Origin of the sequence: Nitrosarchaeum koreense MY1, from assembly GCF_000220175.1 — an archaeon.
In the GTDB taxonomy this organism is placed as follows: Archaea; Thermoproteota; Nitrososphaeria; order Nitrososphaerales; family Nitrosopumilaceae; genus Nitrosarchaeum; species Nitrosarchaeum koreense.
Map to the genome: position 1 here is coordinate 1,591,782 of NZ_AFPU01000001.1, position 15,914 is coordinate 1,607,695.

The 15,914-nt window shown below is 34.7% G+C and carries 16 protein-coding genes; 15 read left to right on the forward strand and 1 reads right to left on the reverse strand.

The genetic code is table 11. From position 1 onward, the window contains the following. Positions 1-40 precede the first annotated feature (40 nt). From rqcH to MY1_RS09320, 9 genes are all read left to right on the forward strand, one after another. Positions 41-1,957: a ribosome rescue protein RqcH gene (gene rqcH, locus MY1_RS09280; RefSeq protein WP_007551767.1), complete on the forward strand. Its 1,917-nt coding sequence runs from the start codon at positions 41-43 to the stop codon at positions 1,955-1,957. Further along, complete coding sequence (locus MY1_RS09285; RefSeq protein WP_048110208.1) at positions 1,947-2,444, forward strand: Mut7-C RNAse domain-containing protein; 498 nt, start codon at positions 1,947-1,949, stop codon at positions 2,442-2,444. Before rqcH ends, MY1_RS09285 begins: the two co-directional genes overlap by 11 nt. After that, positions 2,428-3,003 carry a TIGR00296 family protein gene (locus MY1_RS09290; RefSeq protein ID WP_007551770.1) on the forward strand — a complete coding sequence of 192 codons (576 nt, stop codon included), beginning with the start codon at positions 2,428-2,430 and terminating at the stop codon, positions 3,001-3,003. The genes MY1_RS09285 and MY1_RS09290 overlap by 17 nt, the downstream gene beginning before the upstream one ends. Before the next feature lie 484 nt (positions 3,004-3,487). Next, a complete protein-coding gene (locus tag MY1_RS09985; protein ID WP_007551772.1) occupies positions 3,488-4,543 on the forward strand; it encodes a hypothetical protein in 1,056 nt (351 codons plus the stop codon). Then, positions 4,479-10,220, forward strand: a complete 5,742-nt coding sequence (locus tag MY1_RS09300; RefSeq protein WP_048110209.1) for a LamG-like jellyroll fold domain-containing protein — start codon at positions 4,479-4,481, stop codon at positions 10,218-10,220. Before MY1_RS09985 ends, MY1_RS09300 begins: the two co-directional genes overlap by 65 nt. Positions 10,221-10,266: 46 nt before the next feature. Beyond that, positions 10,267-11,871 (forward strand): hypothetical protein, encoded by a 1,605-nt coding sequence (locus tag MY1_RS09305; RefSeq protein WP_007551774.1) that lies wholly within the window; start codon positions 10,267-10,269, stop codon positions 11,869-11,871. Between the two features lie 329 nt (positions 11,872-12,200). Beyond that, positions 12,201-12,383: a hypothetical protein gene (locus tag MY1_RS09310; RefSeq protein ID WP_007551775.1), complete on the forward strand. Its 183-nt coding sequence runs from the start codon at positions 12,201-12,203 to the stop codon at positions 12,381-12,383. A gap of 17 nt (positions 12,384-12,400) precedes the next feature. Continuing rightward, entirely contained in the window at positions 12,401-12,727 is a 327-nt protein-coding gene (locus tag MY1_RS09315; RefSeq protein WP_131255135.1) for a hypothetical protein, read from the forward strand. A gap of 32 nt (positions 12,728-12,759) precedes the next feature. Continuing rightward, complete coding sequence (locus tag MY1_RS09320) at positions 12,760-12,972, forward strand: hypothetical protein (RefSeq protein WP_048110213.1); 213 nt, start codon at positions 12,760-12,762, stop codon at positions 12,970-12,972. On the opposite strand, the gene MY1_RS10135 is transcribed toward MY1_RS09320, so the two are convergent. Continuing rightward, positions 12,967-13,098, reverse strand: a complete 132-nt coding sequence (locus MY1_RS10135) for a hypothetical protein (RefSeq protein WP_007551777.1) — start codon at positions 13,096-13,098, stop codon at positions 12,967-12,969. The two genes, MY1_RS09320 and MY1_RS10135, sit on opposite strands and share 6 nt — an antisense overlap. A 71-nt stretch (positions 13,099-13,169) precedes the next feature. Between MY1_RS10135 and MY1_RS09325 the strand changes: the two genes are divergently transcribed. The 6 genes from MY1_RS09325 to MY1_RS09350 all read left to right on the forward strand — a co-directional run. After that, on the forward strand, positions 13,170-13,535 hold the full coding sequence (locus MY1_RS09325; protein WP_007551779.1) for a hypothetical protein: 366 nt from the start codon (positions 13,170-13,172) through the stop codon (positions 13,533-13,535). A gap of 68 nt (positions 13,536-13,603) precedes the next feature. After that, complete coding sequence (locus MY1_RS09330; protein WP_007551781.1) at positions 13,604-14,008, forward strand: hypothetical protein; 405 nt, start codon at positions 13,604-13,606, stop codon at positions 14,006-14,008. A gap of 61 nt (positions 14,009-14,069) precedes the next feature. Next, positions 14,070-14,492 (forward strand): hypothetical protein, encoded by a 423-nt coding sequence (locus MY1_RS09335; protein WP_007551782.1) that lies wholly within the window; start codon positions 14,070-14,072, stop codon positions 14,490-14,492. After that, positions 14,476-14,781, forward strand: coding sequence for a hypothetical protein (locus MY1_RS09340; protein ID WP_007551783.1), 306 nt, complete (start codon positions 14,476-14,478; stop codon positions 14,779-14,781). Before MY1_RS09335 ends, MY1_RS09340 begins: the two co-directional genes overlap by 17 nt. Positions 14,782-15,020: 239 nt before the next feature. Further along, the gene (locus MY1_RS09345) at positions 15,021-15,332 is read left to right on the forward strand and encodes a hypothetical protein (RefSeq protein ID WP_007551784.1); all 312 of its coding nucleotides are present in this window, start codon (positions 15,021-15,023) and stop codon (positions 15,330-15,332) included. Positions 15,333-15,443: 111 nt separating this feature from the next. After that, the coding region (locus MY1_RS09350) for a hypothetical protein (RefSeq protein ID WP_048110215.1) at positions 15,444-15,914 on the forward strand (471 nt) is incomplete at its 3' end.

Sequence of the window (15,914 nt, forward strand, 5' to 3'; positions counted from 1 at the left end):
AGAGAGTAAGAGTATAATTTCAGATACTGAATAGATTATTGTGACTCTTGCAGGAATAGAACTTCGGTATTTAGTAAATCAAATTTCAGATGCAACACAGGACTACTATGTCAGTAATATCTATGGTGTAACAAAAGATAGCATATTGTTCAAACTTCACCATACTGAAAAATCAGATCTTTTTATGATGTTGTCTACGTCTGGTGTTTGGTTAACATCTGTTAAAATTGATCAGATGGAACCAAATAGATTACTGAAACGATTGCGAAGTGATCTTTTACGATTAAAGATAAAAAAAATAGAACAAATAGCATCAGAACGAATTGCCTATTTTACATTTGCCGGATTTGATAAGGAATATGTAATTGTAGCAGAATTTTTTGGTGAAGGAAATATCTTACTATGTAACAATGAAATGAAAATACTTGCATTACAACATTCAATTGATGTAAGACATAGAAAGCTTGGTGTTGGTTTGGTATATGCCCCTCCACCTCTAAATGGCATAGATGTAATTAAAGTAACAGAGAATGACTTTGAAGAATTAAAGACATCTGATTTAGCTGCTGCAAAATGGCTTGGACGTACATTGGGATTGCCAAAAAAATACGTTGAAGGAATATTTGAAATGTCTAATGTTGATTCCAAATGTGTTGGAACTAATTTAACATCTGAGCAAATAAAAAAACTATATGATACAACAAAAAATATTGTTACAAATGTTGTTACTGGTAAACATGAACCAGTAATTATTAGAGATGAAAAAACTGAAATCATTCCAGTTAGATTAGGAAACTTGGATAACAAATGTACTGTTGTTAACAGCTTTATTGAAGGATTAGATACTGTTTTTACAGAAAATATTGTAGAGATTGGTAAATCAATTCAAACTGGTGGTTCTGATAAAAAAATAAAAGAACTTGAAACTCAGCTTTCTGAACAAGAAAAAGCAATTGATACAGTAAAAGAAAAATCAAGTCATATAACTAATACTGCTAATTCGTTGTTTGAAATGATTTCAAAAGGTATTACATCAATTGAAGATATACGAGCTCAGGAAATTTTATCAGCTCACAATACAAAATTGGTTAAAGAAAAAGGTATGACTCTTATCTTAATTGATGATGAAAAAATAAAGATAAACACACAGTCTTCATTGCAATCAATTGCATCTATATTATTTAATGAAGCAAAACGTAAATCTGCTGCAATAAAGTCAATTGAACAGATTAAAATCAATACACAAAAGAAATTATCAAAGTTACAAAATAAAGCTGAAACTGAAAAAGATTCAATTTCGTTTACAGAGATTAGAAAAAAAAATTGGTATGAAAGATACAGATGGTTCTTTACATCTGATGGGATTCTTGCCATAGGCGGTAGAGATGCACCTTCAAACTCTGCTGTAGTAAGAAAACATTTAGAAAAAAACGATAAAATATTTCATGGTGACATCTTTGGTTCACCTTTTTTCATTCTAAAGAATGCTGATAATCCGCCTACAGCTAGCTTAAACGAAGTTGCTCATGCAACTGTTTGTTTTAGCAGAGCATGGAGAGAGGGTATGTATGGTGTTAGTGCATTTTGGGTAAATCCAGAACAAGTAAAAAAATCAGCACCTAGTGGACAATTTTTGCCGAAAGGATCTTTTACAATAGAAGGACAAAGAAATTTTGTAAAGATATCTACTCTCAAATTAGCTGTTGGAATAATTCCACAAGGAGATGATTATGTTTTGACTAGCGGACCGCCTGATACAATTAAAAAAAATTCTATTTGTTATGTGATAATTGAACCACATGGATTGGAAATGGTAGACGCTGCAAAAAAAATTAGATTAGAGTTTTTAAAATTAGAAGAAGAGATTACAAAGAAAATAAGCATTGATGATTTTGTTCGTGTACTTCCAGCAGGAGCAAGTCAGATTACAGAAATAGGATTAGGAGATGCTGCTTAACACAGAAAACACTCCTTTGTTTTTTGTAGATGCAATGTTAGGAAATATTGCTAGAAAATTAAGACTATTAGGCTATGACACTAAATATTTTCCAGATATTGATGATAAAAAATTAATTGATACAGCAATTAAAGAAAAAATAATAATCATTTCAAAAGATAAAGAACTAATTTTACGAGCACAAAAATATAATCTACAAATAATTCACATTACTAAACAAAAGCAGATTGAGCAATTTTTTGAAATAATAAATAAAATACATTTGAAAAATTTTAAAATAAATGGAAATGTAGCACGATGCACAAAATGTAATTCACTAACAGAACCAATTGATAAAAGTAATTACAAAGAAAAAATACCTTTAGGAGTTTTTAATTTCAATGAAAACTATTGGAGATGTAAAAGTTGTGAGAAGATCTATTGGGAAGGTACACATATTAAAAATTTGCAAGTATTCGTAGGTAAGATCAATGAAAGATTACAATAATTTATCAAAAGAAGATGGTAAACTTCTTGTAAGTACAGCAAGAAAAATTGTTACTGAATATATTAAAAATAATACGAAACTAAAACTTGAAAATGAATTTAAAAATAATTTTTCATTTAAATCTGGAGTATTTGTAACTTTAAATGACAAACAAGGATTGCGTGGTTGCATAGGTTATCCATTACCAAATAAATTATTATATGATGCATTATATGATGCAGCAATTTCTGCTGCAACAAAAGATCCAAGATTTCCTCCTGTTGAAGATAAAGATCTAAATTCAATAATATTTGAAGTAACAGTATTAACTTCACCAAAAAAAATTATTGTAAATAATCCTGAAGAATATTTATCAAAGATCAAAGTAGGAAGAGACGGTTTAATTGTCAAGAATGGTTATCATTCTGGATTACTTTTACCACAAGTTCCAGTTGATTACAATTGGAATGCAAAAGAATTTCTTGAACATACTTGCGAAAAAGCTGGACTATCAAAAGATTCATGGAAAGATCCAACAACTGTCATTGAATCATTTGAAGGAATTATTTTCAAAGAATAACATAACTAATTATACAATAATAAAAAATATTTAGATTGTTTAATTACATTTTAAAATTCAACTAACATTATTCCAAATAATAATTTTTAAATTATGATGACCTGAAAATCAAACACATGAAATTTACTCAAATAATTTTATTATGAATTATTTTAAAAAATTAAGATCTTAAATTTCATATGAATTATTTTATGTTTTATTTCTGATAAAAATTGGATAAAATACATGATCCAAAAAGGAACTAGAAATTAATCCAATTTCCATACTGGAATCGTTTCTAGTATCACACTTCCAGCCTCTTTATTGTTTTTCCCAAAGTAATTTTGTTTGGTGTAGAAGAAGATGAGGTGGATACATTAGACTATCCTATAGATAGTACTATTGATTTTTTCAATTCCCTAGACAACAGTCTACACCAAATTTTTGCAAATCAATTTCTACACCAAGATATTTTTGCAACTTTTTGTGTTGGGAGATTTTTTAATTGAAGTCAATTTTATCTCTCTTCATAATTGCATTTTTGATCACTTCAAGCATTCCATTTGGATTTGCTGATCATCATATCGATATAGTTCCACAGAATTCGGAATCTTCATCAACACAATCTAAAATTATTTCAGTTTCTTTGGATGAAAACATTGGTCTTGAATCTAACAAACCAGCTGATGATAAATCAATTGAATCTGCCAATGTTATTGATGGACAAGATTCTTTTACAAAATTTGTATTTTTTTCTGAAAGCTTGGATATTAAATCATCTTTAGTAGAAAATCAAATTTATTTGAAACCGTTTGTAGTACAACCACAAACAAACGTTGATAGAATTTCTCAAATTGACAAACTAAAGGATAGAAAAAAGAATTCAATGTTGGAATTATTTTTAGATGATGATTTTAATTCACAACCATTTGACATACAATTACAATCATTTAATTTAGAAAATCTTTTTAATATATTTAATTTTGAGTCATTTTTAGAATTACATGATCAAAATAACTTACTTGATAAATTTTCTACATTAAATAATCCTCTATCTGTTGAATATGAAAATAATTTTTCTTTTAATTTTGAAAATCTTTTTAACTTAACATTTTCTGAAACTGAATCTCAATTTGTTTTAATTCTTTTTGTTCCTTTTGTTGTATTTTTATTTTTATATTTTGAAGATTTTGAATTTAAAATTAGAAAACTTCGTCAACCGTTATCTTTTGTTTTTGCATTACTTATCTTATCATCAATTGTAATTACTCCGTATACAATTTCATCATCTTATTGGCCAATGGCTTATGCCGAGATTAATGATAATACAACTGCCTCAGCAGACACTTCATCTTCTTCTACACCAGCTGAAGACAATGTTGCTGAGGCTACAACTTCTGATAACACAATTTCTGATAATACAACTGCCTCAGCAGACACTTCATCTTCTTCTACACCAGCTGAAGACAATGTTGCTGAGGCTACAACCTCATCTAATGTTACAAATTACGCTAATACAACTTGCCTCAGCAGACACTTCATCTTCTTCTACACCAGCTGAAGACAATGTTGCTGAGGCTACAACTTCTGATACTAATTCTACATCAAACAATAGTTTAATCACAAACAGCACAGGCATACTCAACAGCACAGGCATACTCAACAGCACAGGCATACTCAACAGCACAGGCATACTCAACAGCACAGGCATACTCAACAGCACAGGCATACTCAACAGCACAGGCATACTCAACAGCACAGGCATACTCAACAGCACAGGCATACTCAACATCACAGTTCCAGTAGTCATTCCTAATGCCACTGAATCCTGGAAATTTGACAAAGTCGTAAATGGCTCTAGATTCATAGGTGATGTCCACATTCAGGAAACCTCTTCTAGCCTCATTTTAGATGGGGATGGCTACCTCTCAAATAGCGGAAATTCTACAAATAACATCCAAAATCTCTCCATTACTGCCTGGGTAAACCCTGATTATGTAGGCGGATCTGCCGAATTTACGGTAATTTCCAAAGAAAAGTCATTTGCCTTGACCATTAACAACAATTTGGCACCTACACATATAGCCAAATTTGCAGTATTTGATGGTATAAAATGGCACTCAATAGAATCTACCTCCCAAATTGGCGATGACTGGTCTCATATTGCTGCCACCTTTAATGGAACAACCCTCTCAATTTACACAAACGGTACGCTGTCTAATGTTTCAACTGTACAAACCATCTCAATGAATCTAAAAGGCCAACTAGAAATAAAAACAATTGAGACTGCAAATTCTACTTCCGATGTAATTGTTGGTGCATCACTTGAGAATCACAGATCAGTAGATGAAGTAACAAAACAATTCCACGGACAGATAAAAGAGATCAATATTTTTGGTGTGTATCTTAGTGCAGCACAAATTGCAGAAATTTATTTGCAGACATTACCAATGATACAATCATTACACAATAATACAATAGTAGAAATAATCGAGGAAGATGTAACTGCAATTGATATACTTGCACCAAAAATAATTACAAACTCTACAAACATTAACATTGATACAACAAATATTAACATTAATGCAACAGACATCAATATCAATGCAACAAGTGTAGACAATGCTAATGCAACTTCAATGTTTACATTCAATACTACAGAAAGTTACATTCCAATAGTAGAAGAAACATTAAACCAAGATCTTAACAGACTAACAATCTCTACATGGATTAACCCAGATTATTCATCTGGTTCTGCAGAATTTGCAGTTGTATCAAAGGAAAGTTCATTTGTTCTTGGAATAAACAATGTTTATGCACCACAAAAAGTTGCAACATTTGCAGTATTTGATGGTGTTGAATGGACAAAGATTACTGGAACAACACAAATTACTGATTGGACTAATCTTGTTGCAGTAATTAACGGAACAAACATTTCACTTTATGTAAATGGTAATCTGGAAGCACAATCAACACTTGAGGATTCATTTTCAATCTCTGAAGGTGATGTCATTCCAATCCCAGCTGAAATTGCAGTAAATGAATCTGACTTGATAATTGGTGCATATCTTAATACACTTAGAAGCAGAATTACTTTGTCAAATCATTTCTCAGGCGTCATTGATGATGTCTTAATCTACAAAAAGGCCTTATCTCAGGCACAAATTAACGATATTTACACAGGATATCTTACACCTTTAACTAATAATGAAATCCCATTCAAGTCTGATTTATTGTCATTTACAGATGAAGTTGCAGTATTCTTAAACAATTCAACTAAATCAATCTATATCCTTCCACTTGATATTGATTCTACTGTTCCATTAGATATTCAATCCATTTCATTTGCAGATTATGTAACATACAAAGTAAATGGTCCAGCAGGCGATTCAAACAATTCAACAATTGAAATCATGACGTTTTCAGATGTTGTCGTCGCCATAATAATTCCAGCAAATTCAATCATTAATAACAATTCAACAATTGAAATTTCTGATTTATTATCACTTACCGATATAATCTCAACGACACTAAATGGTGATAATGTAATTGAACTTTCAGAAATTTTACCAATTAATGCTATAATTATAAATCAAGATAATACGACTGAAATAAATTTGGAAATTATTCCAAAACTAACATCTGTCAAAGAAAGCTATCTAATTACAGAAGAAGTTGAATTTGAATTTGAGTTTTATAATTCTGATGTAATGCTTGTAGATGAAAAACAAAAAATAGAAAACGCTACAGATCTAATTGCCAACGAACTTGAGCAAAGTCTTAAAGACATTGAAAATGAAATTGATGTAACAACCCCTGAAACCAATAATAACTCAACAATAACTGACATTATTTCAAACATTGAAAATCTATTTTCAATACAAATAGCTGAAGCTGCAAAATTAGGTGATAACGATATTGCTAAATTAGATATTAACGAAGTAAAAATACAGGTTAAAGATTTAAAAGATAAAGTAAAAGAACTATCTCGCAATAATGATCTTGATAAAGAACAACTCAAAGAGATTAAAGAACAATTAAAGATTGTAACAAAACAAATCAAATCAGTAGTAAAGAATCTTGAAAAGAACAATCTTGATGACAGTGCTCAAAGATTAGATGAAATCATAGATACAATAGAAGAGACTGCTGGAATTGAACCTATTCAGACAGGTGAATGGAAGGACTCTAGAAATACAATTGTTACGGAAATTTACGATCCTCAGGGTAACCTAGTCAATACTGTAACAAAATACGAGAAAGTAATGGAAGGAAAATTCAACCTCAAGCTCTCAATTGATAGCAACAACAAACCAGGAATATACAAAATCAAAACTATCTTTACTGTAGATGGTCAGAGACATGAGACAGAAAATGAATTCGCATGGGGTCTGGTTTCACTTAACACCAAAAAGAGCATCTACAAACCTGGTGATACTGCAGACTTTGTAATTGTTGTATTGGATTCTGAAGGTCATCCTGTTTGTAATGCAAATCTCTCAATGAATGTAACATCACCATCTGGAATAATTGATTACTTGGATAGTAATGGTATAGTGCCAAATGAAGAATGTGGTCTTTATGATGCTCAGTATATTACATCTGTAAATGGCACATACAAAGTAGATATTCATGCAACTACATCTGGAATCAATACTAACTTTAGTACAACATTTGATGCACAAGAATACTATGAATTTGACATTATTCGAACAGCGCAAAGCAAGATAGATCCAACAATAAATCCTAACTTATTTGATGTCAGAATTGATGTTGAATCATTTACTGACGCTGATACATTAGAACTCAAAGAGAAAATACCTGCAGTATTTGATGTTGTTACTGATGCTGATATACAAACAATAGGAGATACAAAGATCCTGACATGGACAAAGAATCTAATAGAAAACAAGACATATGTGGAATATTCATATTCTATTCCGCTAGTATTTCCACAACTCTACTCACTTGGATCACTTGAGATTAATTCAGACAAGTTTGTTGAAGCAAGACCATGGTTTGTAGCTGCAGATCCGGCCCCTTCATTTACAAAACTGTATCTTAGAAATGTACTTGCATCTCCAACTCCAACTGCAGGCGAGAAATCTGCAGTATTACCTGTGGTTGCCGGAGTGTCAAATGGAGGTGCCTTTGAGACACGATCATTATTGCCTGATATCGGTACTTCAGAAACCACATCTACTTACTTTGATGGGTCAACTACTACACATAGAGATAGTTACATGTCACGATTTTCTTCATTACCGCTTGATGCACAAACAATAGATGCTGGAACTTGGACGTTTGGATATAATGCAATTGAAGCAAATGTTGGTGCTAATGCAGAATATGAATTATCTGTTTATGTCTGGAGACCAAGTAACAACTCTGTAGTAGGATATGTTTACGATTCTCATACTGTAGTTGGAGCAGAAGGAGGTACTTCCAAGTCTGGAAAAGTAGGAACTTTCTCTGGAAGTTCAGTTACTGCACAAGCGGGTGATATTCTTGTATTGGAAGTCTGGGTTCATCAGAACACTCAGAGATCTAACAATGATCTTATCACATTTTATTATGATGGAACAACAGAACCAACTAATGGATCAACTGAAGCATCCACTGCAAGCTATCTTTCTGCTCCTGTAGGATTAACATTCCAAAATGGTGGCACTCGTTTGTATTTCAGAGATGTAACAGCACCAGTTACTCCAACTGCCGGTGAGAAATCTACAGCATTACCAGTTGGAACATCAAATCTCAACTCTGGTACTACTGAGACTCGTTCATTACAATCTAAAATTGGAACTACTCAACAAACAATTACTATTGGAGATGGTACATCCACAGGACACACAGATAGTTACATTGCAAGATTCTCCTCATATCCTCTTGCTGCACAAACAATAGGTGCTGGAACCTGGAGAATAGGTGTTAATGCTGCAGAAGCTAACGCAGGTGCCAATGCATTCTTTGCATTATCCGTATATGTATGGAGACCTAGCACCAATTCTACAGTAGGATATGTCTATGATTCAGATACTGCACTTTCAACAGAATTTGGTAATAATGTAGCAAGTACAAAACACGGAAAAGTAATAACTTTCTCTGGAAGTTCAGTTACTGCACAAGAAGGAGATGTTCTTGTTACTGAAATATGGTCTCATGCAACTACTGCACGATCTAATGTTGATACATTAACCTTTTATTTTGGCGGAACAACACTGCCATCTTCTGGATCAACTGAAGCATCCACTGCAAGCTATATTGATATTCCACACGTTCTACTCTATAGTATCAGTAAAACAGAATCTCTGGGTATTGCCGATTCTGTCATTGCATCTCGCACTCGTACCGTCTCTTTCACTGAATCACTATCGCTAAATGATGGAGCAATTAGCTATGATAAATCTAGAACAAAGCTTGTTTTCCTTAGCGGTGCAGACACTGCTGAGGTAGGTGTAGACATTGATAGCACTTCTGATGTTGACATTTTATGGAATGTACAAAACAAGACCAACGGATTTGAACATACAGTTGGAACCAAAGACATCATCGTTCCAGCTGACGGTGTTTACAGGGTATCTTATGGTCTTTCAATAACTACAACAGGTGCAAACAGATACGAAGCAATTTCACATGTGAATGTAAACGGTGGCAATTCAGGTTCATGTTATGACTCTGGATATGCTAGAGGTGCAGATAGCTCATTTGATGTAGCCCTAAAAGCAGAATGTCTACTGGATCTTTCTCAGGGTGATACTGTAAGCATTGCTGCAAGAAGAGAATCTACCGTTACTGGCATGAATCCGCAACTAAATGCAGCATCAAGCTGGTTCCAAATACAGCAAATAACAAATCCAAATGTAATAATCTTGCACGAAGCAACAGGCGGAGACACACTTTCTACTGAAGGTGGAACACTTGACCTTACATGGGACACTGAGGACAGAAAAGACACACCATTTGAACACCAGTCTGGCTCATCAGATGTCAAAGTTCTCTTTGATGGACTGTACAGAGTTTCATACAGCGTAAAGCATAGTGCCTCTGGCAGTATTAGAACAGGTACTGGCGGTGCAATCCAAATACAACCAGAAGGCGGTTCATTTACAAACGCTACTAGCGGATGGAGTTCTGCATATCTTCGAATGGCTAGCGGAATAGATGAAGCAGCACTGGCAGCATCTACTATCTTGAATCTAAAATTCAAAAGATACCATCAAACTTGTCTTAATTGATACTGATCAATCTATTGGGTCTACTAGAACTGCTGATGGCGGTGCTATGCACTTTGACATAGAATTTTTGGGCACCAGCGACGTTCAAGCATTAATTGTACATGACGCAGAAGGTGGAGATGATCTTGATGTTGGCACAGAGTTTTCTAACGTCAACCAATTCTGGGACACTGCAGATCTAGTAGATAGCGACTTTACATTTACGCCAGTAAGTGATACCATTACTATCAACACTGATGGTCTTTATCACGTTGCATATACAACATTTGTAGAAAGGGCAGCAGTTGCCAATAGATTTGAATTTGCATCCGAAATTCTAGTTAATGATGTACCAAAGAAAGTCTGTATTGGATCTGGCTTTGCACGAGGTGCTCAAGGTGGAAATGATGTCCTAGAAAGCGCTGCAGAGTCTAGCTGCTATGTTGATCTCAAGTCAGGCGATACTTTAAAGCTAAGAATCACAAAGACCAGTGACACAAGTAACAATGTTGCATTAACAATTAGCAACAGAACATCCTTTGTTGCACAAAACATGGACTTTAGAACAGAGAAAGCTGCGTACAAAGTCACACTAAAAGAAACTTTACCAATCAACGATGGAACAGTAACTGCAGATAGAGTCTCATTTGCATTATTAGAAGAATCACTATCACTTAATGATGTTATTGCTATAACGATTATTGGAGCTTCTGGTGAATTTAATGTATTTTTGGATGAATCACTATCGCTTAATGATGATGTTATTGCAAGAAATTTAGTTAGTAAAGCATTACTAGAAGAATCATTATTAATTAATGACGGAACAGTCAACTCTGATAAATATACTACAAAACTTGTTTTCCTTAGCGGTGCAGACACTGCTGAGGTAGGTGTAGACATTGATAGCACTTCTGATGTTGACATTTTATGGAATGTACAAAACAGAACAAATGGATTTGAACATACAGTTGGAACCAAAGATATCATCGTTCCAGCTGACGGTGTTTACAGAGTATCTTATGGTCTTTCAATAACGACAACAGGTACAGACAGATACACTGCAATTTCACACGTAAACGTTAATGATAGTAATTCAGGTTCATGTTATGATTCTGGCTTTAACCGAGGTACATCAAGCTCCTTTGATTCAACTGTAAAAGCAGAATGTCTACTGGATCTTTCTGAGGGTGACACTGTAAGCATTGCCGCAAGAAGAACATCAACAGCAACTGGCATGAATCCGCAATTAAACGCAGCATCAAGCTGGTTCCAAATACAGCAAATAACAAATCCAAATGTAATAATCTTGCACGAAGCAACAGGCGGAGACACACTTTCTACTGAAGGTGGAACACTTGACCTTACATGGGACACTGAGGACAGAAAAGACACACCATTTGAACACCAGTCTGGCTCATCAGATGTCAAAGTTCTCTTTGATGGACTGTACAGAGTTTCATACAGCGTAAAGCATAGTGCCTCTGGCAGTATTAGAACAGGTACTGGCGGTGCAATCCAAATACAACCAGAAGGCGGTTCATTTACAAACGCTACTAGCGGATGGAGTTCTGCATATCTTCGAATGGCTAGCGGAATAGATGAAGCAGCACTGGCAGCATCTACTATCTTGAATCTAAAATTCAAAAGATACCATCAAACTTGTCTTAATTGATACTGATCAATCTAATTGGGTCTACTAGAACTGCTGATGGCGGTGCTATGCACTTTGACATAGAATTTTTGGGCACCAGCGAACGTTCAAGCATTAATTGTACATGACGCAGAAGGTGGAGATGATCTTGATGTTGGTGCTGAATTTTTCCAATATCAACCAATTCTGGGACACTGCAGATCTAGTAGATAGCGACTTTACATTTTACGCCAGTAAGTGATACCATTACTATCAACACTGATGGTCTTTATCACGTTGCATATACAACATTTTGTAGAAAGAGCAGCAGTTGCCAATAGATTTGAATTTTGCATCCGAAATTCTAGTTAATGATGTACCAAAGAAAGTACTGTATTGGATCTGGATATGCAAGAGGTGCTCAAGGTGGAAATGATGTCCTAGAAAGCGCTGCAGAGTCTAGCTGCTATGTTGATCTCAAGTCAGGCGATACTTTAAAGCTAAGAATCACAAAGACCAGTGACACAAGTAACAAATGTTGCATTAACAATTAGCAACAGAACATCCTTTGTTGCACAAAAACATGGACTTTAGAACAGACAAAGCAGCATACAAAGTCACATTAAAAGAATCATTTACGATTAATGATGGAACAGTTGCTGTAGATAGAGATTCATTTGCATTATTAGAAGAATCACTATCACTTAATGATATTATTACTATAACGATTATTGGAGCTGGTGGCGAATTTAATGTATTTTTGGATGAATCGCTATCGCTTAATGATGATGTTATTGCAAGAAATTTAGTTAGTAAAGCATTACTAGAAGAATCATTATTAATTAATGATGGAACAGTCAACTCTGATAAATATACTACAAAAACTTGTTTTCCTTAGTGGTGCAGACACTGCTGAGGTAGGTGTAGACATTGATAGCACTTCTGATGTTGACATTTTTATGGAATGTACAAAACAGAACAAATGGATTTGAACATACAGTTGGAACCAAAGACATCATCGTTCCAGCTGACGGTGTTTACAGGGTATCTTATGGTCTTTCAATAACTACAACAGGTACAGACAGATATACTGCAATTTTCACATGTGAATGTAAACGGTGGCAATTCAGGTTCATGTTATGATTCTGGATATGCTAGAGGTGCATCAAGCTCCTTTGATGTAGCCCTAAAAGCAGAGTGTCTGCTGGATCTTTCTGAGGGTGATACTGTAAGCATTGCTGCAAGAAGGACATCAACAGCAACTGGCATGAATCCGCAACTAAATGCAGCATCAAGCTGGTTCCAAATACAGCAAATAACAAATCCAAAATGTAATAATCTTGCACGAAGCAACAGGCGGAGACACACTTTCTACTGAAGGTGGAACACTTGACCTTACATGGGACACTGAGGACAGAAAAGACACACCATTTGAACACCAGTCTGGCTCATCAGATGTCAAAGTTCTATTTGATGGACTGTACAGAGTTTCATACAGCGTAGAGCATAACACTAGTACTAATCAAAGAACAGGTACTGGCGGTGCAATCCAAATACAGCCAGAAGGCGGTTCATTTACCAACGCTACTAGCGGATGGAGTTCTGCATATCTTAGAACCACCACAGGTGGTACTTTTGCAGCACTAGCAGCATCAACTATCTTGAATCTAAAATGCACAAGATACTATCAAACTTGTCTTAATTGATACTGATCAAAATCCAACATCTGATAGAACTGTTAATGGCGGTGCTATGCACTTTGACATAGAATTTTTTGGGCACCAGTGATGTTCAAGCATTAATTGTACATGACGCAGAAGGTGGAGATGATCTTGATGTTGGTGCTGAATTTTCCAATATCAACCAATTCTGGGACACTGCAGATCTAGTAGATAGCGACTTTACATTTACGCCAGTAAGTGATACCATTACTATCAACACTGATGGTCTTTATCACGTTGCATATACAACATTTGTAGAAAGGGCAGCAGTTGATAATAGATTTGAATTTGCATCCGAAATTCTAGTCAATGATGTACCAAAGAAAGTCTGTATTGGATCTGGATATGCAAGAGGTGCTCAAGGTGGAAATGACGTCCTAGAAAGCGCTGCAGAGTCTAGCTGCTATGTTGATCTCAAATCCGGCGATACTCTAAAGCTCAAAAATTACAAAAACTAGTGACACTGCTAACGATGTTGCATTAACAATTAGCAACAGAACATCATTTGTTGCACAAAACATGGACTTTAGAACAGACAAAGCAGCATACAAAGTCACATTAAAAGAATCATTTACGATTAATGATGGAACAGTATTTACTAACATATTTAATGGAATTTCTTTAAGTGAATCCCTATCTCTTGTTGATTCCGTAAATGCTTTGCCTAGTGTGATCTCTTTAACTGAATCTTTATCATTTAATGATGGAACAATAGATGCAGGTTTTGCATCTCAATATATTACTGCATATGCATTTCCTTCATCAACTACTGGTAGTACATGTTCAAATCCTACTCTTGTAACAGCTGATGATGGCTCAAATGCTGCTTGTATAGATAATCAAATACTTGTACTAAAGAATTTTGGCTTTACAACTGGCACTGGTGGTGGTTTACAAATTCCATCTGATGCTTACATTGAAGGAATTGAATTTAAAAATTGAAGGATTCTTAAATGATGGTGCACCAGCTGGCGGAGTTACAGATGTAACTCTATATAATGATCTTGGAAACTTGCATTCAAGTGGAAACACAACATCCCATGTTATTTTTAATTCCACACCTGGAACAGTTCATATCTTTGGTGGCTCAACATCGCTTCATGGTTTTGATGGATTAACTGTATCAACTGTTACTGATCCTGATTTTGGTGCTAGACTAACATTTGCTATGACTGGAGGTGGTAACGATGATGATGCTATTGATCATGTGCAGATGAGAATTCATTTTTAGAGTGCCTGTACTATTTTTCTCATCACTCACAGAAAACCTTTCACTACAAGACAACATTAATAGAAAAAACTTCAATATCGCTCACAGAATCACTATCACTTGATGACACTGTAAACACTATCCAAGCTGCTACAGTATCGCTCACAGAGAATCTATCTATTGATGACAACATAACCAAGACAGCTTCAGTCTCCCTTGCAGAATCACTGTCTCTCTCTGATAATACGCAATTCTTCCCAATGACATCTGGCACATTATTTGGTGAGAACTTTATCTGTGGAACTTGGGAGTTTACTGGACATCAAACATTTGAGTTTAACACTGAACAGACAACATGTGATAATACTGCCAAGACAATTTTATCTCCCACTGATTCAAATGCATATCCACTAGTTACATTCTATCTGCAAAACACTGGATTTACAAATGACATACTAGTGACTGGTAAATCTATTGGAAACGATATCAATGCAACATTTACCGGATTCACTGGAAATCTCAACTTTACATTAGTAGAAGTAACACCAACAACAGGTGTAGAAATAATCTGAGATTGACACAGTTTCATTTAATGGAATCCAAAAATCTTGTAGGTAATGTTGATCTATCTGACCTAAGTGGTACAATTCCATCAGGTAGCTCATTTTGGTATTAAAGTATCAATGAAATCGTCTAATGTAGGCGGTGACACATTTGAAATAATTTGGGGCAAAGATGGTCATGCAAATCAAAGATTTATGGTTGATTTCATTATCAATAACAAAATTCAGCTAGAACTATTGGAAACTCTCAGTCTTACTGATAAGATAAACAAAAACACTCCAGTTAAACTCACAGAGAACTTATCCCTTAATGATGGATTAGTTGATTATGACAGATTTGTTGCTCTATTTCTCACAGAGAATCTATCTATTAATGATGGTACTATAATCACTGCAAAAAAATTAACTCTTTCTCTCTCAGAGTCACTGTCACTTGATGACACAGTTACAAAGACAGCATCAGTCTCTCTTGCAGAATCACTGTCACTTGATGACACAGTTACAAAGACAGCATCAGTCTCCCTTGCAGAGTCACTATCACTTGATGACACAGTTACAAAGACAGCATCAGTATCCCTAGCAGAGTCACTA

Coding starts and splice junctions, on each gene's coding strand:
- MY1_RS09285 (WP_048110208.1), top strand. CDS start 1,947: ATGCTGCTTAACACAGAAAACACTCCTTTGTTTTTTGTAGATGCAATG.
- MY1_RS09290 (WP_007551770.1), top strand. CDS start 2,428: ATGAAAGATTACAATAATTTATCAAAAGAAGATGGTAAACTTCTTGTA.
- MY1_RS09300 (WP_048110209.1), top strand. CDS start 4,479: ATGTTACAAATTACGCTAATACAACTTGCCTCAGCAGACACTTCATCT.
- MY1_RS09305 (WP_007551774.1), top strand. CDS start 10,267: ATGCACTTTGACATAGAATTTTTGGGCACCAGCGACGTTCAAGCATTA.
- MY1_RS09310 (WP_007551775.1), top strand. CDS start 12,201: ATGATGTACCAAAGAAAGTACTGTATTGGATCTGGATATGCAAGAGGT.
- MY1_RS10135 (WP_007551777.1), bottom strand. CDS start 13,098: ATGCCAGTTGCTGTTGATGTCCTTCTTGCAGCAATGCTTACAGTATCA.
- MY1_RS09335 (WP_007551782.1), top strand. CDS start 14,070: ATGGACTTTAGAACAGACAAAGCAGCATACAAAGTCACATTAAAAGAA.
- MY1_RS09345 (WP_007551784.1), top strand. CDS start 15,021: ATGACATCTGGCACATTATTTGGTGAGAACTTTATCTGTGGAACTTGG.